This window comes from Roseibium sp., from assembly GCF_051016195.1.
GTDB lineage: Bacteria > Pseudomonadota > Alphaproteobacteria > Rhizobiales > Stappiaceae > Roseibium.
Window position 1 is genome coordinate 1,366,734 of record NZ_CP134616.1, and the last position, 22,100, is coordinate 1,388,833.

Consider the following 22,100-nt stretch of genomic DNA (forward strand, 5'->3'; position numbering starts at 1 on the left):
CTCCAACACACCCGATCAGCTCGTCGCCGGAAACTGTCAGGCAAACCCTGTTTGAAAGCTGCGAACAATGACGAAATTTTCAATTAGAACAGCGAGTTGGTGTGTATTCATTAGTGTTTCCGTGGTGTTCCTGTTGTTTGCGCTGCTGTCGGCCGGATGGATCAGCAACCGTTCTTTGGAACTGCCGAGGCTCTTCGGGGCCTACTCCGCTGCGGTTTTCAGCATGTTTTCAGCGATCTTTGCCTTTCTGCCACTCAGTCCGCTCCTCACCGAGACCGCCGGAAGGCCGATGACCCTTGCCACGAGCTGCATGAGTCTTTTTCTCCTCCTGTTAACGGCAGTCTTGCTCAATATGAGCGATTTACCGCTGGACCAGGCCAGCATTCCGGCGATTGCCGGTGCCTTTCTCATGGTCCAGCGATCCGTCGGCAGTTTCCTTCTGCCGGCACGGGGCGACAGGAACGGATTGCTTGAAGCGACCCGTTTCATCGGGCTTGCCACCGGGGTTGCCCTGGTCTGGCTGGCCATCGATCCGTCCATGTTTCCCCTGGCGTTAGCCTCGGCCATATTGTTTTCGTGGCCAGGTCCTGTCGATGGCATCAATGCCTTCGCAGACAAGGTTTTTCATCGTGCGGCGTCGGCAGCCGGCGCCCGCAATCTGGCTCCCGGGGCCTTCTCGGCAATCGCACGCGCCCGGCATATCCTCATCGACAAGGCCGCCATCATGTCCGGTCCGGATCTGATGGTGAGCAACGTCATGGCATTTGACAACGAGCCGAAGACGCTGCTGGCTGTGGCCGCATCGGCAGAAGCGCACGCGACGCATCCGGTTGCACACGCCCTGCGCCAGCTTGCCGTTCAATGGCGTGTCGCCCTGCGGACTCCTGACAGGTATGAACTTGAACCCGGGCTCGGCGTCGTCGCCCTTCTGGGAGGACAGACGGTCGTCCTCGGGACACCCGATCTCCTGAAACGTCTCAAGATCGACAGCTTTACAGCCGACGCAATCGCGCGTTCGCTCGAGGCGGACGGCAAGACCGTGCTTCGGGTTGCCGTTGGAGGCAAAGTCGTCGGCGTTCTCGGGCTTGAGGGGACCCTGCGCCAGGATGCCGGAGTGGCCGGTGCCGCCCTTCGCCGCGAGGGCCTGGAGCCCTGGCTGCACACGAATGACAGTCTGAAGACAAGGCAAGCGCTGGCGGACATGCTCGGGATGAATGTCCCGAACGAACCCATGGCCGGAGAAACCGCGAATGATGCGTCATTGCGCCTTTTCGACCCAGGCAGATGCCTGGTCCTGTCGCTGTCCGGCGACCGGCACGCGCTGGAACTGTTCGAGGCGACACCATCCGCGACGGAAAGCGGAGCAAAGTCACGTCCCATTGCGGTTTGCGACACAGCGGATATCGGCGCTTTTCCGGCCCTCAAGGCCCTTGCGAGCCGGCGCGGCCTGCTCGCACTTCGCGCAAGACAAACCCTGTTCGCGCTTTGGATCGTTTGCGGATTGCTCGGTGCTTCCGGCCTTGTTCCGATCCTCTTTTCACCGCTGCTGTTTGCAGCGGCACTTGCCATTCTTCTGGTCTTTGCCCGGATTTCAGTCGCCGGTGCCTTTCCAGCGCGTTCGCGCAGCCAAGAATTCCAATAGGTGGAACCACTTTGCTCCCGCGCTGCCTTTACAGTTTCGAGCGCCTGGTGTTTATCCTGCCCCCCTGTCTTGAAAAGAGTGAGGGATGAGGCGCCATGAGCGAGCAAAAAACGCCGAAACTGCGGTCAGCGGCCTGGTTCGACAACCCGGGCAACCCGGGCATGACGGCGCTTTACATCGAGCGCTACCTGAATTTCGGTATCACGCGGGAAGAGCTGCAGTCCGGCAAGCCCATTATCGGCATCGCGCAGACCGGCTCGGATCTCTCGCCCTGCAACCGGCATCATCTCGAACTGGCAAAGCGCGTTCGCGAAGGCATACGCGACGAAGGCGGCGTGGCATTCGAGTTTCCCGTGCACCCGATTCAGGAAACCGGCAAGCGGCCAACGGCTTCGCTTGACCGGAACCTCGCCTATCTCGGACTGGTCGAACTTCTCTACGGCTACCCGATTGACGGTGTCGTTCTCACGATCGGCTGCGACAAGACCACGCCCGCCTGTCTCATGGCGGCAGCAACCGTCAACATTCCTGCGATCGCGCTCTCCGTCGGCCCCATGCTCAACGGCTGGTACAAGGGCGAACGTACCGGATCCGGCACCATCGTCTGGAAGGCCCGTCAGATGCTTGCGGCCGGGGAGATCGACTATAACGGCTTCATGGATCTTGTCGCCTCCTCAGCGCCATCCGTCGGGTACTGCAACACGATGGGCACCGCAACGACGATGAATTCTTTGGCCGAAGCACTCGGAATGCAACTGCCCGGAGCCGCCGCGATCCCGGCGCCCTACCGCGAACGCGGGGCCATCTCGTTTGAAACCGGCAAACGCATCGTGGAGATGGTTCACGAAGACCGGAAACCGTCCGACATCATGACCCGGGAAGCCTTCGAGAACGCCATCGTCATCAATTCGGCGATAGGCGGTTCCACCAACGCGCCGATCCACCTGAATGGAGTTGCGCGGCATGTGGGCGTTGAGCTGGACAATGACGACTGGCAGAGCCTTGGGCACGACGTGCCGCTTCTGGTCAATCTGCAGCCGGCCGGCGCGTATCTCGGCGAAGACTATTTCCATGCAGGCGGCGTCCCGGCCGTGGTCGCGGAACTGCTGCGTCACGGCAAGCTGCCGCACCCGGACGCGATCACCGCAAACGGCAAGACCATTGCCGAAAACTGCGAGGGCATCGTCACCGATCTGCCCGATGTGATCAAACCGTTCGACGCGCCGATGAAGGACCGTGCCGGTTTCATCAATCTCAAGGGCAACCTGTTCGACAGCGCGATCATGAAAACCAGCGTGATATCGGAAGAGTTCCGGAACCGCTATCTCTCCAATCCGGACGATCCGGAAGCCTTTGAGGGCCGGGCGATCGTGTTTGAGGGACCGGAAGACTACCACGACCGGCTCGACGATCCGGATCTGAACATCGACGAGAACTGCATGCTGTTTGTCCGCGGAACCGGTCCGATCGGCTACCCCGGCGGCGCGGAGGTCGTAAACATGCAGCCGCCCGCTGCACTGATCAAACGCGGGGTCACCGCCCTGCCGTGCATCGGTGACGGCCGCCAGTCCGGCACATCCGGATCGCCATCCATCCTGAATGCATCACCTGAAGCGGCCGCGATGGGAGGGCTTGCCCTTGTGAAAACCGATGACCGCGTGCGGATAGACCTCAAAAAAGGGACGGCAAACATTCTGATTTCGGACGAGGAGCTGGCACAGCGGCGGAAGGATCTGGTAGCTGCAGGCGGTTTCCAGATCGCCGAAAGCCAGACGCCATGGCAGGAAATCCAGCGCGGAATCGTCGGCCAGTTCGACAAGGGCATGGTCCTCGAACCTGCCGTCAAATATCAGGACGTCGCCCACAAGAGAGGGATGCCAAGGGACAATCACTGAGCGGTTTCAATCCTTTGGATCTTGTCCAACTCATACGGAAGGCTGCGAAACCGGCCACTGTCGTCGCAGGGCGAAAAGCAAAGGCCGCACCCTGAGGAAAGAGAAAGCTATTGCGCACGAGCGGAAGCGCATGTTCGCTCTCCCGCCGGGAGAGGTTACCGACACCCAGCGACCAAATGGCCCGTTCGACCCCAGGCAAAAGCCTCTCGGTCCAGTGCAGTGAATTTGAAGTTCGTTCGAAGCCCGCAGCAAAATCAGTCGAACTTCAGATTCAGGTGACGAGGAGAAGTCTTCGAACTCTTTGGTCCTGAAACCGGCAGAGATTTCCAGTCCGCGCTAAAAATCCGTGCATTCGTTCACCCAAAGATCAAGGTTCTTGTGAGGTTTCTCGAAGCCGATGCGAATGGCGCAGGTCACGCGTGGTCCGACATGACAAAACCAATTGACATTGCCTCTTGACGATTACGTAAAGGTCATGCTTCAAGAGGGCGAAGACTGGCACTGGCCAGACCATGATGGGAGAAAGAACATGTCCTTGGAACAGCTCACCGAAGGTGTTCGCGGAAAAGTCGCAAGCGGCGGCATTGAGGAAAGCGTCAAGTTTGACCTCGGTGATGACGGTGTCATCTTTCTGCAGGGCTCGGACGTCAGCAACGACAACGCCGAGGCCGATTGCACGATCAAGATTTCGGCGGATGACCTAGCCGACCTGCTGTCAGGTGAACTCGATCCGACGGGCGCTTTCATGGGCGGCAAAATGCAGGTGGAAGGCGACATGAGCGTTGCGATGAAGCTCGGCAGCATCGTCTGAGAACAGCCTGCGGGCTCTAGGTGATGGCCCCATAAATGAGACTGAAATGGCATGCGAAATGGCGAAATCCCGTTAGGAAGGGTGTGCGGAGCGGGCTTCCTGCCCGGTCAAGCACGCTGACGCTGCGGGGTGAAGCCATTTCCATGTCCTTCGGATTTGACCGGCTTGCGCCTCCTCGGCGTTGCGAAAGGCTTGAAAATGAGGGACATTTCCTGCGCTTCCGCGCCTTGATGAGAAGCAAGCCGCCTCAAACCATTACGGCCTCATTTATGAGTCCATCACCTAGGGTACGGACCCATAAATGAAGCCGGTCCATCGGGCCGGCTTTTTCGTGCCTGCCCACCGCCTGTTTTGACGACCAGAGGCCTTTGACTGCTACCAGAGGTCCAGCTCGCCCTTTTCCTTGAGACTTTCAAACCAGTCATCGGGGCTCATCGCGATCCGGGCATGCTTGACCATGGCCTCGTTCATGTCCGCCATGCCCTCCGTGTCGGGCCACTTGTCAGGCTGCCAGATGTCCGACCGGAAGACCCATTTGGGACAGTGCATGAAGGCGCTGCGCACGTGGACGACAAGCGCAATCTTCGGCACCCGGTCATTGATGGCCATGGACGCAAGGAGGTCGGGATCGCGGACAATCCTAGCCTCCCCCCGGATGCGCAGGGTCTCGCCTCTGCCCGGAACCATGAACAACAGGCCGATCCGCGGGTCCGCCAGGACATTCTGAAACGTGTCGACACGCCTGTTTCCCGGCCTGTCGGGGATCGCGAGAAGCGACTCGCTCAGGATCTGCACGAAGCCGGGAGGATCGCCTCTTGGTGATACATCGACATGCCCGTCCGGGTTGGCCGTTGCCACGAAACAGAAGGGAGCATGCTCAATGAACTTCCGGCAAATGGAATCGAGCGCCGGTATTTCCTTTGCAGCGATTTGAGGCAGCGGCTTGCCGGTGATGTCGGCCAGCTCATCCGCACGTGTCACGATGTCGGAAAATCGGGAAAAAGGATCGTTGTCGTTGGTCATCGAAGGCTCCCGCTGATCTTTGAAAACTAAAGAACGTCGTCTGTTGCCTGTCAACAAGATGCCGGTTCAACAAGCAAAAGCGGCCGGAAAACTCCGGCCGCCTGCAGTTTCTTCGCATCATTTCCTACCGGATGATGATCTCCGGCCCCATGAAGTAATAGGGAAGGAAGGTCGAGAGCGCCGGGACATATGTCACCAGGATCAGGAACAACAGCAGCACCAGAACGAACGGAGCCGCGGCTTTCACCACCTGGACGAGGCTCATGCCCGTGATGCCCGAGGTCACGAAGAGATTCAGGCCGATCGGCGGGGTGATCATGCCGATTTCCATGTTCACGACCATCAGGATACCGAGGTGAATCGGATCGACGCCGAGTTCCAGACCGATCGGAAACACCACGGGAGCAACGATCAGCAGCAGACCCGACGGTTCCATGAACTGACCGCCGATGAGCAGTATGATGTTGACCGCAATCAGGAACGTGAACCAGTTGAAGCCCGCCTCGACCATCCAGTCCGTGATGAACTGCGGTATCTGTTCGGCCGTCAGGGTATGTGCGAACAGCAGGGCGTTGACGATGATGAACATCAGCATGATCGTCGTCTTCGACGAATCCGTCAGCACCTTCTTGGTGTCCTTGTGGAACAGTGCGGGAAGAAACTTCCACCCGATCATGCCGAGGTTCCGGCCCCAGACCTTGCCACCCACCGCATAGGTCGCAGGCAGTTCCGCCGGCGCCAGCCCGTGCCGCAGGATCGGGTACCCAACCAGTGCTGCCAACAGGACCACAGCGCTGTCGATGCCGAAAAAGGCGGCCCGCTCCGTGAAGATGTAGGCTAGCCCGGACCAGACGAACACGGCGACAACGGCATAGGTGATGGTCTTGAACCCGGTCAGGCCCAGTTCACCGTCGTTTTCCTCAACCCAGCCGACGCCGGCCAGAGGTCCCATGTCGCGGTAAACGAAAAGGGCGATAAGGCATGCATAGACGGCCGCAACGGCGGCCGCTTCAGTCGGTGTGAAGATACCGCCGTAAATGCCACCCAGAATGATGACCATCAGGAACAGGCCGACCGCAGCCTGCGACACCGAACTCCACAATTCCTTCCACCCGGCCCAAGGCTGTGCAGGCAGTTTCTTGACACGCGCCATGATGTAGATCGCGGTCATGAGCATCAGTCCGGCGATGATGCCGGGAATGACCCCTGCAAAGAACATGCGTCCGACCGACACGTTGGTAGCCGCTGCATAGACAACCATCACGATGGACGGCGGAATGAGAATGCCGAGCGTCCCCGCGTTGGCAATGACGCCGGCTGCGAATTCCTTGGTGTAGCCTGCCTGACGCATACCGGCGATGGCAATCGTGCCGATCGCGACAACCGTCGCCGGCGATGATCCTGAGAGAGCGGCGAACAGCATGCAGGCAAAGACCGCCGCGATGGCAAGGCCGCCACGTATCCAGCCCACCGCGTCGATCGAGAACCGGATAATGCGCCGGGCAACACCGCCCGTTGACATGAAGCTGGAGGCCAGAATGAAAAACGGGATCGCCAGCAGCGTGAAGTTCTGGGACGCATTGAACAGCTGCACGGCCACGGAACTCATCGAATCGTGGCTGAACAGGGCGATGTAGAGAACGGCCGAAAGGCCAAGCGAGACGGCAATCGGGACACCAAGGAACAGAAAGCCGAAAACGAAGATAAACAGAAATGCGGTTTCCATCAGCCTAGTCCTTCAGCACGTCTTTGTTTTCGGCCACCAGTTCCTCCGCCTCATGAGCGGCGATGATGGCGTCCTTTTTTCCAAGAAGGATCAGAATGAAGGCCTGCACAGAGCGGTAAGCCAGCAGCGCCAGTCCGATCGGCAGGATGATGTAGGGTATCCAGCGCGGGACGCGTTCGCGCACTTCGAACCACTCGATGACAAAGACCGGCCATTTCAGGTCTTCCATGCCGATCGGCAGCTTGTAGAACCTGGCCACGTAGGCATAGGCACCTCCGCTGGAACCCTTGTTTTCAAGGGAGAGAAGAGCACCGAGCCAGGCCGCCTCGAACAGCAGCGCCGCGTAGAGAATGGTGAGAGCGGCGCCCAGAAGGGCCGCAACGCGGAACAGGCGCTTGGGCAAAAGGTTGATGATCGCGTCGACACCGAGATGGGCCCCGATCTTGATGCCGTAGCTCATGCCGAACAGGATCAGCCAGGCGAACAGGACACGCGTGAATTCGAGCGCACCGCCCCAGCCCGAGTTGAAGCCGTAGCGCGCGACCACCTGGGAAAATGTCACCAGCGTCATCAGCGCCAGAATGATCGCGATAAAGGTCTCGTCCAGCGCCTCGATGAGTTTCGGCCGCACGTAGTCGAGCACGACGTAGAGACAGAAAAACGCGACAATCAGCACGACCGGCCAGTATGTGGCCAACCAGGAGCCCATATTACCCTCCCCCGTTGAGAGTATTCAGATTTTTAAAGAGGTTCGGTGATTGACGAGGAAGGCCAGGAGGCCTTCCTCGAAGCATCACTCAAATCAGGGCAGCTTAGCTTGCCTGATTGGACGATACCGCAGCATCGATGACGTCCTGGCCGATGTCGTCACGGAACTTGTCCCAGACCGGCTTCATGGTCTCAACCCACTGATCGCGCTCTTCAGCGTTCAGCTGACGGACTTCGCCGCCATTTTCCATGATCTTCTTCTTGTTGTCTTCGTTGATCTGCGCGGCCCGTGCATTGTACTCGTCGGCCACTTCATTGAAGATTGTCAGGAACTGGTCTTTCACGTCCGCATCCAGGCTGTCCAGCCACTCCTGCGACGTGACGGCCAGGTAGGTCAGAAGCTGGTGGTTCGTTTCGGTCGTGCCGTCCTGAACCTCAAAGAACTTCTGGGTGTAGATGTTGGACCAGGTGTTTTCCTGTCCATCGACAACACCGGTCTGCAGTGCGCCGTAGACTTCCTTGAACGCAAGCTTCTGGGCGTTGGCGCCAAGCGCCTCGATCATTGCAACGGCAACGTCGGACGTCTGGACGCGGAACTTCAGGCCCTTGGCGTCGGTCGGCAGCATGAGCGGCTTGTCGGCAGAGAACTGCTTCAGGCCGTTGAAGACGTAACCGAGGCCGACGAAGCCGTAGTCGGACATCGCACCGAGCAGCTCCTGGCCCTTCTCACCCTTGGTGAAGGTGGTCACGGCATCCATGTTGGTGAACAGGAACGGCAGATCGAAAACGCGGTATTTCAGCGTGTAGGATTCGAACTTCGACAGAGAAGGAGCGGCCAGTTGGACGTCGCCCAGCAGCAGGGCTTCCATCACCTTGTTGTCGTCGAAAAGCTGCGAGGACGGGAACACCTGCATGCAGGCCTTGCCATCCATTTCCTTGTTGATGCGGTCGGCAAGAGCGCTTGCCATCTCACCCTTGGGGTGACCCTGTGCCGCGACAACGTGGCTGAACTTGATAACGACTTCGCCGTCAGAGCAGTCATCGGCAGCGAAGGCCGGCGACGTCACGGCAAAGGAAGCTGCCGTCGCAGCGGCAATTACAAACTTTTTCATCGGATGTCCTCCCAGACATTTCAATATGACGGCCGAAAAGGCCGGACAGCACGCAGGCTGGTCGCACAGGTGTTCGCAATTCGTGTGCCAGTTCCCGGCGACACGCCCGAAAGCGCTGATTTCCGCAGGTTAGCAGACCGGTCGGCGTTGGACAGTCCGGGGGATTTCTTGCTGAATGGGCGGGATTCGACACATTGAATTCACCGATGTGTCGAAACCGACACATCGGAGTGCTGTACATCGGATTAGTGCCAGAGCGCCCCGTCGCGCAAGTCATGCTTTGTCGGCATCGCCAGGCGCTCAAGCTTTTCCGGATTACGAACGATATAGATCTGGTCAACCTTGCCGTCGTCCGTGAAGCCCAGCGTCATGGCCGTGACGACCTTGCCGTCTTCCAGCTGCGCAAGACCATGCGTTCCATTGATCTGAAGCTCCACGATCTGCTCGCGGGTCCACAAACGGCTGATGGCCCGGGTAATGAAGTTGACAACTTCCTGCCCTTCAATGACCCGGCTGATTGCAGCAGCCTTGCCGCCGCTGTCGGTGCGCAGCTGAACGGACTCGGCAAGAACATCGGCAAGTTCATCCGGCGACCCCGTCTCGACTGCCGACAGGAACGCCTTCAGGAAGATGTCCTGTTGTTCACGCGTCGGAACGGAGCGCGCTGACTGAGATCGCACGAACCGGCCTGCGCGCGAGACCAGCTGCCGGCAGGACGCTTCGCGGAGCCCGAGAATTTCAGACACCTCGCCATAGGATTTGCCGAACACTTCCCGAAGGAGATAGGCCGCACGCTCCTTTGGCGTCAACCTTTCAAGCAGAAGCAGAAACGCCGTCGTAAGCGACTGGGCGCGCTCAAGGTCGGCTTCCGGATCCGTTCCGGCGTCAATCTGCAGCGGTTCGGGAATCCACGGGCCGACATAGTCGACCCGTTTCCTGTGGGCGGCTTTCAGGTAATCCAGGCACCGGTTGGTACAGACCGTTGTCAGATAGGCCTCCGGGTTGGCAATCCGCGCCTGGTCCGCGTCCTGCCACTTGACGAAAGTGTCCTGCACCGCGTCCTCTGCATCCGCCATAGATCCGAGCATGCGGTAGGCGAGCCCGATGAGACGGCCTCTCATGTTCTCGAAGGTCATGCCGTCCGAAGCTCCGGTCATACCGCCTTCCCCCGCCTTCAGTGGTTGGACACCTGGATCCGGTTCCAGAGATTGATCATCGCCACAGCGGACGTGAGCGCGCTGATCTCGCTTTCGCTGAAATGCGCACGCAGATCGGCGCGCAACGCGGCATAGTCCGTATCGATGCCGAGACCGGTCAGCGCTTCAGTCCATGCGAATGCCGCCGTTTCAGCTGCCGTGAAATCGTCCACGTGCCGCCAGACCGTTATGCGCTCGAGGCGCTGGTGGCTCTCCCCGTCCTTGAGCGCTTCGCCGGTGTGCATCTTTACACAATAGGCGCACTGGTTGATCTGGGACGCCCGCAATTCAACGAGATGGCGCAGTCCGGGCGCAAGCTCGGTCTTGCCGATTTCAATACTCGCCGCTTCGAACCGCTGCAGCACGCCTGGGACATGGTCGAGATAGTTGATTGTGTTTTCGGTTGTCATGGGTGTGTTCCATTTGAAGTTTAAAAGGGTGACACCCCTTCGACGAACGAAAAGCCGGGTTTGTGACATCGCACGCAACTTTTTTCCGTCGCCAAGTTGGTCCCAATCATCTCAATCTGTGTTTTGAAACCTGCATCGGCATGGATGTCTTGATCGAGTCATGACAGGAAGGGCTGGCCGGGATGACAAGTCTGCTTCCGCGACCGATATCCCAACGCACATCCGCAAGCACGGTGAATGCTCAAACAAGCTCACTTTCGTCCTTGCCGAGCGCGTATTTTCGCATTTTCTCGTAGAGCGCCTTTCGGGACAGCCCGAGATTCTCGTAAGTGGGCTTGATGGCTCCGCCATTGCGCTTCAATTCGGCTGCGATCAGCGCTTTCTCAAATCCGGCAACCTGCTCGAAAAGGTTTGCACCTGTAGCCGATGCCGGCTCGGCCTGCTGTTCCAGGCCGAGGACGAAGCGGTCGGCGACGTTGCGCAATTCCCGGACATTGCCCGGCCAGTCGCGCGCCATCAGTCCGGCCAGGTAGGCTTCGGTTATGTCAGGTATCTCGCGCCGGTAGCGCGCCCGCGCCTCGATGGCCAGGTGCCTGAAAAGAAGGGGGATGTCCTCCAGCCGGTCCCGCAAGGGAGGGATGGCCACGTGAACAACGTTGAGCCGGTAGAACAGGTCGAGCCTGAAGCGACCCTCTTTCCCCGCCTCTTCCAGATCCTCCTTGGTCGCTGCAATGAAACGGACATCGAGATCGATCGCCTTGTTTGAGCCCAGCCTCTCGATCGTTCTGGTTTCAATCACCCTTAGAAGCTTGACCTGCAACTCAAGCGGCATGGATTCGATCTCGTCCAGAAACACGGTTCCGCCATGCGCATGTTCAAGCTTGCCGATACGTTGGCCGCTTGCGCCGGTAAACGCCCCCTTCTCGTGACCGAAAAGCTCCGATTCGATGATTTCGGCCGGAAGGGCCCCGCAATTGAGTGCCACGAAGGGCTTCACCTTGCGCGGCCCTTCATCGTGGAGCGCCCGGGCGACGACTTCCTTGCCCGATCCCGTCTCACCCAGGATCAGAATATCCGCGTCCGTCGCGGCAAGCGCCGTCACGTTTCTGCGCAAGAGATCCATCGCGGGTGTCCGGCCCACGAGACGGCTTTCAAGGCCCGTCCGATCGGCGAGTTCCTCGCGCAATTTGCGGTTTTCCAGAACAAGCCGGCGCTTTTCAAGTGCCCGCTCAACAACGGACGCAAGATGCGACACGGAAAACGGTTTTTCCAGAAAATCATAGGCTCCTGCCCGCATCGCCTCGACAGCGAGAGGAACGTCGCCGTGCCCGGTGATCAGCACGACCGGAAGCGCCGGGTCGATTTCGAACGCGGCTTTCATGACCTGAAATCCGTCCGTGCCCGGCATGCGGATATCGGTGACCAGAACACCGTAAAACCCGCGATTGATGCGCTCAAGCGCCTGTTCGGACGCTCCGGTCGCGAACACGTCCTGGCCGGTCAGTTGAAGGCCCTGGCTCAGGGATTCTCTCAGAGCCTCTTCGTCATCGATCAACAGAACCGTTGCCTGATCCATGTCCTATTCCGCCGCCAGCACCTGTTTGTCCGCGATCGGCAGACGCATCGTGAAGACCGCGCCACCGTCTTCCAGGTTCTCCGCCTTCAGCGTCCCGGAAAAATCATGGACGATCTTGTAGGCGATCGACAGGCCCAATCCAAGACCGGCGCCGACATCCTTGGTCGTGAAGAAAGGGTCGAAAACCTGCGGCAGGGTTTCCGCATCGATCCCGGGACCGTTGTCGGCGACCTTCAACACGGCCTCCCTGTCCTCGCGAACGAGCGAGAGTCTGACCAGCGGTGTCGGACGGGAGTGCACGGCATCGAAGGCGTTGGAAAGGAGGTTGATGATCACCTGCTCCAGCCGGATACGCCCGCCCTTGACGATGATGTCGTCATCCGGCAGGTCGAGGCTGAGTACAAATCCGCTTTGCTTTATCTGCGGCTGAAGCAGGAGGAGAGCTTCGTCAATGGCCTGGCGAAGGGAGACGGGTTTGATGTCCGTTCCGGAGCGCCGGCTGAAGCCCTTGAGCGTCTTTGCGATTTCTCCCATGCGGGTCACCATGCCGCCGATGCGCGACAGGTTTGATTTTGCTTCGTCCGCACGGTTCCGGTCGATCAGCATTTCCGCGATTTCGGCGTCGGACCTGATTGCGGCCAAGGGCTGATTGTATTCATGGCTGAGGGCGGCCGACATACGCCCGAGCGTTGCGAGCTTGGCCGCCTGAACAAGCTCGGCCTGCGTCTGGCGCAAATTGGCTTCCGCCTGCTCGCGTTCGCGGACTTCACGCTCCAGATGGGTGTTTGCCCGGCGCAGTTCCGCCGTCCGGCTCTGGACGCGACGCTCCAGGCGGAGCGCCGATGCCCTGTTTCGGCGCTCCTCGCGCATGAATTCCTCGCGCCGCGCAATCAGGATCCAGATACCGCCAGCCGCAATGACGCAGACCAGCAAGGCGACAAGCATCGCCCATCCGGACTGACGGCGCGCATCCTCAATATCGACAAGCGTGCGCACCTGCCATTCCAGTACCGGCAGGTTCGACGTCAGCTGCATATGCGAATTGCGGGTACCGGCGGCCGGCAGAAGCAACTGCATCCGACCCGCCAGCGACAGATCAGCGACATTCCAGCTCGGGTCGAGTTCGTCTCGTGTCTTGCCTCTCAGTTCGGGCACGTTGGAAACAACAACCCGGTTGCCGCCATCAAGAGCAAGGATCGGATCCTTGCTGAGGGCCCAGGCCTGTTCGACATCATCAAGGCTCACCCGCACGGCCAGCACGCCCAGAAACGTGTCGCCGCGCCTGAGGGGAGACGCAAAGACGTAGTTGGATGGCGTTTCCGGCGTGCCCGGTATCAATTCCCTGCCGAGTTGACCCTGGCTTGCCTGCGCAAAAGCGTGCGGTATCGTGCCTGCATTGCCGATTGCATTGGCCGGAACACTGTCCTGGCTGGACACGATCACCTTTCCGGATGCGTCCATCAGCCAGATTTCTTCCGCGCCTGACATGCCCGCCGCAATCGCCGCTATGCCGGGTTCCGCATCAATCCTTTGATCAACGATGAGCCCGGCAATATCCGGACCGCGCGCCAGCAAGGGCGACAGCAGCCGGAATTTGTCGAGCAGGCGCTCCAGGACCGCGGTCTGCACGGCAAGATTTGCTTCCGCCCGTGTCTCGGTTTCGGCAAGTGTGATGCGCAGGCTGGCCAAACCGGTCAGCCACACGATCAGCAGCGTGGCCATAACCAGACCGGCACCAATGCCGAATTTCAACTTGCGCCACGCCAGGCGCTTTGGTCTGCGCATCATCTGATCAGTATACTGCACGAAAATCCGCCGTGAAATTGACCAAAATCGTCAGGGCCAGGAAAACCGTCAAACGAGGCTCCTCTGCCGCCTGTCGATGGCAACACTCTTGATCAACACGGTCACCCGTTTGCCCGGAACAAGCTCAAGATCGGCAACGGAAGCCCGCGTGATGCGCGCCCGGATGGTCTGGTCGTTGAGCACGCAGAGGATTTCCGCATAGGGACCGGTTTCTTCCGAAATACTGGTGATGGATGCTTCGAACGCATTGCGGATCGAAAGGCCCGTTGGCGGATCAAGTGCCAGCGCGACATCGCGCGCCCTGATCCGAAGCCTGACCGTGTCTCCGGTGTCGGCCGGCAGATCCGGGATCTGCAGACTGGCGCCACCGATATCGACATGGGTCAGCCCCCAGGCCGCGTCGGTTCCCGTGACCTTGCCATGAATCAGGGCGCCGGCCTCGTGACGCCCGGTCGCGCGGCCAAGGTCGGTCCTGGTCAGCATCTCGGCAACCGGTCCATAGGCGGGTGTGCGGCCATCGGACAGAATGACCAGCGTGTCGGACAGCCGCGCCACTTCCTCGATCGAATGGCTGACATAGAGGATGGGTATCCCGGCTTCACCGCATAAACGGTCGAGATAGGGCAGAATATCGTTGCGCCGCGCCTGATCGAGACTGGCCAAGGGCTCATCCATGATCAGGAGACGCGGGTCGGACAGGAGCGCCCGCCCGATGGCAACACGCTGCCTTTCGCCTCCCGACAGCCGGCCCGGCTTGCGCCCCAGGAGGGCAGACAATCCCAGCAATTCGACAACTTCATCCAGATCGCGATCCCCCGTGCGCCGTCCTGCCCAGCGCGCGTAGGTGAGATTGGATTTGACGCTCAGATGGGGAAACAGCCGCGCGTCCTGGAAAACGTGCCCGATACGCCGCTCCTGTACCGGCAGGTTCACGCCCTTTGCCGCGTCGAACAGAATCGTCCCGTCCAGACTGATCCGCCCTGTCTCCGGCACAAGAAGCCCTGCGATCATGTTCGTCAGGGTCGTCTTGCCGGACCCCGATTGCCCGAACAGCGACGTAACACCACCTTCGCTTGCAAATCGGGCCTGAAATTCGAGGTTGCCGACCCTTCCGGCAATGTCGACGTCAAGCATCGGCACCTCCAAGGCGCGAACGCAAGTGGCGCGCCAGCAATTCGGAGGCGATCAGGGCGGCAAAGGCGACAAAGACCGCGATCAGCGTCAGCCGGAAGGCCGCGAGGTCACCGCTGGGGGTCTGGGTTGCGGTATAAAGCGCAAGCGCCAGGGTGCGGGTTTCCCCCGGAATGTTGGAAACGAAAGTGATCGTGGCTCCGAACTCGCCCATGGCCTTGGCAAATCCAAGGATCGCTCCTCCCAGTATGCCGGGAAGGGCAAGTGGCAGCGTCACGGTGAAAAACGTGACAATCCGGCGCGCGCCGAGAGACTTTGCGGCTTCTTCCAGCTTCGGATCAACCGCTTCGAAGGACAGGCGTATCGGGCGCACGATCAACGGAAAGGCCATCACGCCCGCGGCAAGTGCAGCGCCCGTCCAGCTGAAGGCAAAGCTAATCCCGAAAGTGTCATTCAGAAATGCCCCGACCGGGCCTTTCCGGCCGAACATCATCAGCAAAACATAGCCGGTCACCACCGGCGGCAACACCAGCGGCAGATGCACCAACGCATTGACCAGCCCGTGGCCGGGAAAGCGGAAGCGTGCAAGAACATAGGCAACCAGGACTGCCACGGGCAGACTGACAGCGAGCGCGACGGCTGCGACCTTCAGGGTCAACAGGAGTGCCTGCCATTCTTCGGGTTGAAGGTCGAAAAGGTTCACGTGCGCCCGGTCTGCTGCTCATATCACCGCTTGAGCCCAAACCCCACAGCGGCAAACTACTCCACCTTATCGGTCACAAACCCCAGAGATTGCAAGATTTCTTGTGCTTCGGTGCTGGTCAGATACTCCAGAAAAGAGCCAGCAGCCGGATTGCTGCTCACATCTGTCACTGCCGCGAGATAGCGGATTTCAGGGTGACTGGCGCCGGGAATCGTCGCCAGAACGGCAACGTCCGGTTCGATTTCCGCGTCCGTGCGATAGACAAGCCCGAGCGGCGTGTCGCCCCTGGCAACCGACGCAAGAGCGATCCTCACGTTCTCCATCGGCGCAAGCCGGCCGGCAACCGCGTGCCACAGGCCGAGGTTTTCAAGCGCCGCCCTGCCATAGCGCCCTGCCGGAACCGTATCCGGGTCCGCCATCGCCATGCGCTGGTCATCCAGGAAATCGACGATCTCCGCTTCGCCGAGGCTGAGCACGGGCGTTTCACTCGCACCGATCAGGACAAGTGCGTTGGACGCGATCTGCCGCACATTCGCGGGATCGACACCGCCGTTTTCGGCCACGTAGTCCATCCAGTCGGCATCTGCGGACACAAACAGATCAGCCGGAGCGCCGGCCTCGATCTGCCGCGCCAGTATTCCGGTTCCCGCAAAGGAGAACACCACCTTCGTCCCGGTCTCCCGTTCGTAGCCGGACGCGATCCGCTCCATCGCCTCGCGCAGGCTGGCAGCGGCGAAGACCGTGAGATCGGACGCGGCCGCAGCCGGCGTCAGCAACGACGCAAAAAAGGCAATGATCAGAAAAAGACGCATATACATTCGTGATCCGGGCTCGCAAACGGTCAACTGGCTAGCTTATCGGCGGGTGGACTGCAACAGCGCCCTCACACCATCGCGCGACGATCTTCCCTGATCATGTCGGCTCCCTTTTCCGCGATCATGATTGTCGGAGCATTGGTGTTTCCCGATGTGATCGTCGGCATGACGGAGGCGTCGATCACGCGGATGTTTTCAAATCCCCTGAGCTTGAGGCGGCCATCAACCACGGACGCCTCGTCCGTGCCCATGCGGCAGGTGCTGACAGGGTGAAATATGGTCGTGCCGATTTCGCCGGCAGCCTTCACCAGATCCTCTTCGTCCGTCAGATCCGGCCCGGGCAAGAATTCTTCCGGCTCGAACCGCTGCATGGCGGGCGCGGACATGATCTGCCGGGTCAGCCGGATCGCGTCCGCCGCAACGCGTTTGTCCGCTTCCGCAGAGAGGTAGTTGGGTTGAATTTCAGGATGATCGGATTTGTTGGCGGAGGTGATGTGGACATGACCGCGGCTTTCCGGCCGCAAATTGCAGACGCTTGCCGTCATTGCCGGGAAGGGATGCAGCGGCTCACCGAATTTCGGGAGAGACAGCGGCTGCACGTGATACTGCACGTTCGGCGTTTCAAAGGAAGGATCGGTCCTGGCAAAGGCACCCAGCTGGCTCGGAGCCATCGACATGGGTCCCGACCGCTTGAGCAGATACTCCAGACCGATTTTCGCCTTGCCGACCCAATTGCTCGCCATCTGGTTCAGCGTCAACGTGTTCTTCACCTTGAAAATCGGCCTCAGCTGGAGGTGATCCTGAAGATTTTCGCCGACGTTGCGGTTTTCCGCGCGCGGCACGACGCCTGCGTTATTCAGGACTTCGGGACGGCCAATTCCGGAGAGCTCAAGCAGCTGCGGCGATCCGATGGACCCAGCCGCGAGGATCAACTCGCCGTCAACGCGCAGGGTTGCCGGCTCACCTGCGACGTCAAGCGTCAGGCCTTTCGCCTTGCCGTTTGCAAAATCAATGCTTTCGGCATGTGCCTCGGTCAGCACCTTGAGATTGGAGCGGTTCCGAGCCGGACGCAGGAAAGCCTTCGCGCCGTTCCAGCGCAGCCCGGATTTCTGATTGACCTGAAAATAGGCAGATCCGAAATTGTCGCCGGTGTTGAAATCCGTGGTCTTGGGAATCCCGGTCTGTTCGCAAGCCTCCCGGAACGCATCAAGCACTTCCCAGGACATGCGCTGCTCTTCGACACGGAGGTTTCCACCCTGGCCGTGCGTGTCATCGTCCAGGGCATAGTGGTCTTCCGATTTCCTGAAATAGGGCAGGACATCCTCCCAGCCCCATCCGGTCAGCCCGAGCTGTCGCCAGTGGTCATAGTCCCAGGCCTGACCGCGCATATAGATCATGCCGTTGATCGAGGAACAGCCGCCGAGCACCTTGCCGCGCGGATAAAGCAGCGACCTGCCGTTGAGGCCCGTTTCCGAAGCGGTCTTGAAGCCCCAGTCAACCCTTGGATTACCGATGCAGTAGAGATATCCGACCGGAATGTGGACCCAGACATAGTTGTCGCTCTTGCCCGCCTCCAGAAGCAGCACCTTGACCTCAGGGTCCTCCGACAGGCGGTTGGCCAGCACACAGCCCGCAGTTCCCGCACCGACGATTACGTAATCCCATTCCCCGAGGTCGCGCATCATTCCTCCAATATCCGTTTTCAGGATGGAGGCACGAGCAACGGTGTCCGGTCAAGCTAGCCGCTGGATGAATGAGGCCGCTCTGGCGCACAAATTCGCAGCCGACTAAAGATGAAGGCACCCGAAATGCAAGCTGGACAAACAATTGAAGGGACCTGGAACCGAAATGACCATCAGCGTGATCGCAAAGACCCCGAACCCGGACACCTATCTGAACCTGCGTGCCGCCGGTGGCCTGAGCTCCTACGAAAGAGAGGCAGCGGAGATCGGTCTCAAAAACGGCCTCTTTTCCGTGATGCTTTTTGACGCGGAAAAGCCGGTCGGCATGGGGCGGCTGGTCGGAGACAGGGGCCTGTTCGTTCAGGTGACCGATATCGTCGTGCATCCGGATTATCAGGGGCAAGGGCTTGGACAGAAAATCATGGCGGCGCTGGTCAAGCATATCGAGACCGAGTTGCCACCGTCGATTTACGTGAGCCTGATCGCGGATGTGCCGGCAAACCGGCTTTACGAAAAATTCGGGTTCCGTGAAACCGCACCCGCCTCTCTCGGCATGGCGCGGCGCGGCCGCTAGGGTGAGGGCGCCAGGGCCGTTTACGTAATTCTTACGAGACCTTGCGACAAATGACCTGGTTCTGCACGCGAGGCTCACGTCATGTCCAACTTTGCACAACGCAGTCTGGAAGCGGTTTTCCTGACCAGTTTCGGTATCGCAGTCCGCCTGTACCGTCCCTTGCGGAGCTGGATCGGAGCCGCTGTGCTGTGTCTCTTCATCCTGATGACGGCGGCCGTGGTTCAGGTTTTCCCGGTCTCGAACTGGGACATGCTGGCCTATACCGCAACTGCAATCGAGCCCGAAACGGCCGATAGCGCAGACCTCCATTCCAAGACCTATGCGCTTGTGAAGGCCAATGTCAGCGACGGTGAATACATCACGCTTACCGAGGATCGCCCTTACCGCGTCCATCAGGCAAAGGATGCGGATGCCTTTGAGACGATGCTTGGCTTCTATCGGCTCAAGGTGCTTTACGTCGAAACGGCGCGCCTGCTTTCAGGCATCTCGGGCACCGTCGAGGCGTTCCGGCTGATTTCGCTCCTGTCGGTGCTTGCCGTTGGTGCCGTCCTGCTGGTCTGGCTCGGCAAGACCGGGACACTTGCCCACGGGCCTGTCGTGGCCGCCTTCCTCATGCTGTGCAGTTTCGGATATGCGGCGCAGCTTGTCTCGCCGGATCTCTACGCGACCTTCTTCCTGTTGCTTGCTGCCCTATTCTTTCTGGAGAAATGGGATGTGCCCGCCGCGCTCGCGCTTTTCTGCGCTTTTCTCGTGCGGCCGGACCACCTTGCCTTCATCGGCGTGTTCTTCGTATTCGCCGCCATCTACGGTCCGGGACGGTGGGCGATGTCCGCCTGCTTCGCGGCGTGCCTGGGGATCTATGTCTGGCTGACACGGGGTGCGGATCATCCCGGCTGGTGGGTGCATATGTGGTTCACGCATATCGAATACGTGCCGACGCTGAAAGACTTCAATCCGCCCTTTTCCATCGGTTCCTATGCCGAGATGCTTGTGCGGTCGACGGTGAGAGCGGTCATGGGCTTCACCTGGGTCGCGGTTCTGTTCGGGCTCGTGCTTTTCTTCGCAAAGTGCATTTCACCCGATCGCCTGGACCTCCGGTCAAAAGTGCTGCTCTACGCCGCCTTCGCGTCGGTCTGCGCCAAATACATCGTTTTCCCACACTATGAAACGCGGTTCCATCTGCCTTATCTCGTGATCATGGGCATGATCCTGCTCGTCGGCTGGCACCGGCAAAAAACGGTTGCCCAATGACGGCTCGCAAATCGGGTCGCCTTGCGGATAACCTGTTCCTAAGGTCGCCTCAGTTTCACTGAGGAGACGTTTCATGTTTCAGATCAATCCCCTTCCCGAAGGCGCGTTTTCGCATCTTTACGGGCTGCCGGACGAAGAGCTTGCCCGGCAGAACGTTCAGGTTCACGTGTCAGATGGCAGCGCTCCTTGCCGGGTTTCCCTGACCGATCTTGCAGAAGGAAAACGCGTCTTCCTGCTGAATTTCGAGCACCAGCCCGGCGAGAGCCCGTATCGCTCGCGCCATGCGATCTATGTCGGGGACGGCGCGCTGGAAAACCGCCCGGCACCCGACGTGGTGCCCGCCTCCATTTCAAGCCGGTTGCTCTCCGTCCGCGCTTTCAACGCAGAGCACGAAATCGTCGATGCCGATGTTGTGGACGGATCGGAGGTGAGCGGACTGATCACGGCATTCTTCGGCAATCCGGACGTCGCCTATCTGCACCTTCATTTCGCAAAGCGGGGCTGTTTCGCCGCGAAGGTGTCCCGGGCAGGCGACTAGGCGGACCGGCTGATCCGCGTTCTTTTCCCTTCAGGTTTTGTCTCGTGCGTCAAACCGGTTCCTGCTTTTTGGATAAACTGGTGCTGGCATCCAGACACGTGTTTTGGAAGCGTCCGGTTCCGATGCGGCATCTCATGCTAAACTTGGGATGACAAATCCATTTTCGGCAACCAAAGGGAGAATTGCGTCATGCAGACCGCAGCCGGCCGTTGCGCCGCTTTCAAGGCCCTTCACGAAAAAGGGCGGGCGTTCCTGATGCCCAATCCCTTCGACATCGGCTCTGCCCGCATCCTCGACGGAATGCGGTTCGATGCACTGGCGACCTCAAGCGCTGGCTTCGCCTGGACCAAGGGCGTGCGCGACGCCGAGGGACACATCACCCGCGACGACGCGCTCGCGCACGCCGCCGATATCATCAGCGCCACAAGCCTGCCGGTGAACGGTGACCTTGAAAACGGGTTCGGTCACAGCCCCGACGACGTTGCAGAGACGATCAGGGGCGCTATTGAAGTCGGACTGGCGGGATGTTCTATCGAGGATTACACAACGGATCCGCAGGACCCCTACTATCCGCACGATGAGGCGGTCGACCGGATCAAGGCCGCCATCGATGCCAAAATGAGCGCCGCACCCGATTTCGTGCTGACCGCGCGCAGCGAAGGCCCGGTCAAAACACAATTCGAGCTTGATGAAACGATCAAGCGGCTAAACGCGTTTGCAGCGGCCGGCGCCGACTGCCTCTACGCGCCGCAACTCAAGGACAAGGAGCAGATCGCAACCGTGCTCGCCGCTGTTGACAGACCGGTCAATATTCTTGCGGGCCGAAAGAACTTTCACCTCACCCGCAAGGAACTGGCGGACATGGGTGTTGCGCGCGTTTCGATCGGTGCGGGACTGGCGCGGATTGCTCTTGGGGCTTTCGTTGCCGCGGCCGAGGACATGAAAGACGGTGGAGCCTTCGGGTGTTTCGACCGGGCGCAAGGCATGAGCGATTTTGAATCGTTCATGAAGGCCCGGCCCTGAGCGGGATGACCCGCGGTGAACCGGGCAAGCGTCCGGAACGAGCGAGACCGGAAGATGCGCCTGATCTGACGGAACTTGCCCGGCGGGCCTATGAAAGGTTCATTCCGATCATGAACGCGGTGCCGCTGCCGATGACGGCTGACTATGCCGCCCTGATCGAAAACGCCGATGTGTGGGTCATACGCGGCACGACGGGTATTGGCGCGAGCCTCGTTCTCGTTCCCGGGGGCGACCACCTCCTGATCGAAAGCATCGCCGTCGACCCGGACCGGCAGGGCGAGGGGCTCGGACGGCAGTTGCTGCACTGGGCGCATGAGCGCGCGCGGGAGCTCGGCTTTGAAGAGCTTCGCCTCTACACGAATGTGCTGATGCATGAAAACAGGGCCTGGTACACACGCGCCGGATACACGGAACTGCACGAAGAGCAGCGCGGCGACAAGCGGATCGTGCATTTCGCCTACCGGCTCTAGGTGATGGA

General features: G+C 59.9%; 20 protein-coding genes. 8 read left to right on the plus strand and 12 right to left on the minus strand.

Going from position 1 to position 22,100, the window contains the following annotated elements; translation table 11 throughout:
• Window positions 1-352: 352 nt before the first annotated feature.
• The 3 genes from RDA78_RS06235 (at window position 353) to RDA78_RS06245 (ending at window position 4,348) form a co-directional block, all read left to right on the plus strand.
• Complete coding sequence (locus RDA78_RS06235) at window positions 353-1,642, plus strand: HAD family hydrolase (protein WP_434054477.1); 1,290 nt, start codon at window positions 353-355, stop codon at window positions 1,640-1,642.
• A 95-nt stretch (window positions 1,643-1,737) separates the two neighbouring features.
• Complete coding sequence (locus RDA78_RS06240; RefSeq protein WP_434054478.1) at window positions 1,738-3,537, plus strand: IlvD/Edd family dehydratase; 1,800 nt, start codon at window positions 1,738-1,740, stop codon at window positions 3,535-3,537.
• 529 nt (window positions 3,538-4,066) lie between these two features.
• Window positions 4,067-4,348: an SCP2 sterol-binding domain-containing protein gene (locus RDA78_RS06245; protein ID WP_434054479.1), complete on the plus strand. Its 282-nt coding sequence runs from the start codon at window positions 4,067-4,069 to the stop codon at window positions 4,346-4,348.
• Window positions 4,349-4,723: 375 nt separating this feature from the next.
• On the opposite strand, the gene RDA78_RS06250 is transcribed toward RDA78_RS06245, so the two are convergent.
• The 12 genes from RDA78_RS06250 to RDA78_RS06305 form a co-directional block, all read right to left on the minus strand.
• A complete protein-coding gene (locus RDA78_RS06250; RefSeq protein ID WP_434054480.1) occupies window positions 4,724-5,371 on the minus strand; it encodes an MSMEG_1061 family FMN-dependent PPOX-type flavoprotein in 648 nt (215 codons plus the stop codon).
• A 124-nt stretch (window positions 5,372-5,495) separates the two neighbouring features.
• The gene (locus RDA78_RS06255; protein ID WP_434054481.1) at window positions 5,496-7,097 is read right to left on the minus strand and encodes a TRAP transporter large permease; all 1,602 of its coding nucleotides are present in this window, start codon (window positions 7,095-7,097) and stop codon (window positions 5,496-5,498) included.
• Between the two features lie 4 nt (window positions 7,098-7,101).
• Entirely contained in the window at window positions 7,102-7,806 is a 705-nt protein-coding gene (locus RDA78_RS06260) for a TRAP transporter small permease (protein WP_434054482.1), read from the minus strand.
• Window positions 7,807-7,909: 103 nt separating this feature from the next.
• On the minus strand, window positions 7,910-8,917 hold the full coding sequence (locus RDA78_RS06265) for a DctP family TRAP transporter solute-binding subunit (protein ID WP_434054483.1): 1,008 nt from the start codon (window positions 8,915-8,917) through the stop codon (window positions 7,910-7,912).
• A 245-nt stretch (window positions 8,918-9,162) separates the two neighbouring features.
• On the minus strand, window positions 9,163-10,074 hold the full coding sequence (sigJ, locus tag RDA78_RS06270) for an RNA polymerase sigma factor SigJ (protein ID WP_434054484.1): 912 nt from the start codon (window positions 10,072-10,074) through the stop codon (window positions 9,163-9,165).
• A gap of 17 nt (window positions 10,075-10,091) precedes the next feature.
• The gene (locus RDA78_RS06275; protein WP_434054485.1) at window positions 10,092-10,523 is read right to left on the minus strand and encodes a carboxymuconolactone decarboxylase family protein; all 432 of its coding nucleotides are present in this window, start codon (window positions 10,521-10,523) and stop codon (window positions 10,092-10,094) included.
• Window positions 10,524-10,764: 241 nt separating this feature from the next.
• Entirely contained in the window at window positions 10,765-12,099 is a 1,335-nt protein-coding gene (locus tag RDA78_RS06280) for a sigma-54-dependent transcriptional regulator (RefSeq protein WP_434054486.1), read from the minus strand.
• A 3-nt stretch (window positions 12,100-12,102) separates the two neighbouring features.
• Window positions 12,103-13,905 (minus strand): sensor histidine kinase, encoded by a 1,803-nt coding sequence (locus RDA78_RS06285; protein ID WP_434054487.1) that lies wholly within the window; start codon window positions 13,903-13,905, stop codon window positions 12,103-12,105.
• Window positions 13,906-13,953: 48 nt separating this feature from the next.
• Window positions 13,954-15,045 carry a molybdenum ABC transporter ATP-binding protein gene (gene modC / locus RDA78_RS06290; RefSeq protein WP_434054488.1) on the minus strand — a complete coding sequence of 364 codons (1,092 nt, stop codon included), beginning with the start codon at window positions 15,043-15,045 and terminating at the stop codon, window positions 13,954-13,956.
• A complete protein-coding gene (gene modB / locus RDA78_RS06295; protein WP_434054489.1) occupies window positions 15,032-15,739 on the minus strand; it encodes a molybdate ABC transporter permease subunit in 708 nt (235 codons plus the stop codon). The genes modC and modB overlap by 14 nt, the downstream gene beginning before the upstream one ends.
• 56 nt (window positions 15,740-15,795) lie before the next feature.
• The gene (modA, locus tag RDA78_RS06300; RefSeq protein ID WP_434054490.1) at window positions 15,796-16,557 is read right to left on the minus strand and encodes a molybdate ABC transporter substrate-binding protein; all 762 of its coding nucleotides are present in this window, start codon (window positions 16,555-16,557) and stop codon (window positions 15,796-15,798) included.
• A 65-nt stretch (window positions 16,558-16,622) separates the two neighbouring features.
• Window positions 16,623-18,236, minus strand: coding sequence for a GMC family oxidoreductase (locus RDA78_RS06305; RefSeq protein ID WP_434056106.1), 1,614 nt, complete (start codon window positions 18,234-18,236; stop codon window positions 16,623-16,625).
• A gap of 166 nt (window positions 18,237-18,402) precedes the next feature.
• Here RDA78_RS06305 and RDA78_RS06310 point away from each other — a divergent pair, with 166 nt between their 5' ends.
• The 5 genes from RDA78_RS06310 (at window position 18,403) to RDA78_RS06330 (ending at window position 22,092) form a co-directional block, all read left to right on the plus strand.
• Window positions 18,403-18,810 (plus strand): GNAT family N-acetyltransferase, encoded by a 408-nt coding sequence (locus RDA78_RS06310; RefSeq protein WP_434054491.1) that lies wholly within the window; start codon window positions 18,403-18,405, stop codon window positions 18,808-18,810.
• Between the two features lie 81 nt (window positions 18,811-18,891).
• The gene (locus RDA78_RS06315; RefSeq protein ID WP_434054492.1) at window positions 18,892-20,061 is read left to right on the plus strand and encodes a hypothetical protein; all 1,170 of its coding nucleotides are present in this window, start codon (window positions 18,892-18,894) and stop codon (window positions 20,059-20,061) included.
• Between the two features lie 73 nt (window positions 20,062-20,134).
• Window positions 20,135-20,599 carry a DUF1203 domain-containing protein gene (locus tag RDA78_RS06320; protein ID WP_434054493.1) on the plus strand — a complete coding sequence of 155 codons (465 nt, stop codon included), beginning with the start codon at window positions 20,135-20,137 and terminating at the stop codon, window positions 20,597-20,599.
• A gap of 189 nt (window positions 20,600-20,788) precedes the next feature.
• Entirely contained in the window at window positions 20,789-21,622 is an 834-nt protein-coding gene (locus RDA78_RS06325; protein WP_434054494.1) for an isocitrate lyase/PEP mutase family protein, read from the plus strand.
• Window positions 21,623-21,627: 5 nt separating this feature from the next.
• Complete coding sequence (locus tag RDA78_RS06330; RefSeq protein WP_434054495.1) at window positions 21,628-22,092, plus strand: GNAT family N-acetyltransferase; 465 nt, start codon at window positions 21,628-21,630, stop codon at window positions 22,090-22,092.
• Window positions 22,093-22,100 lie beyond the last annotated feature (8 nt).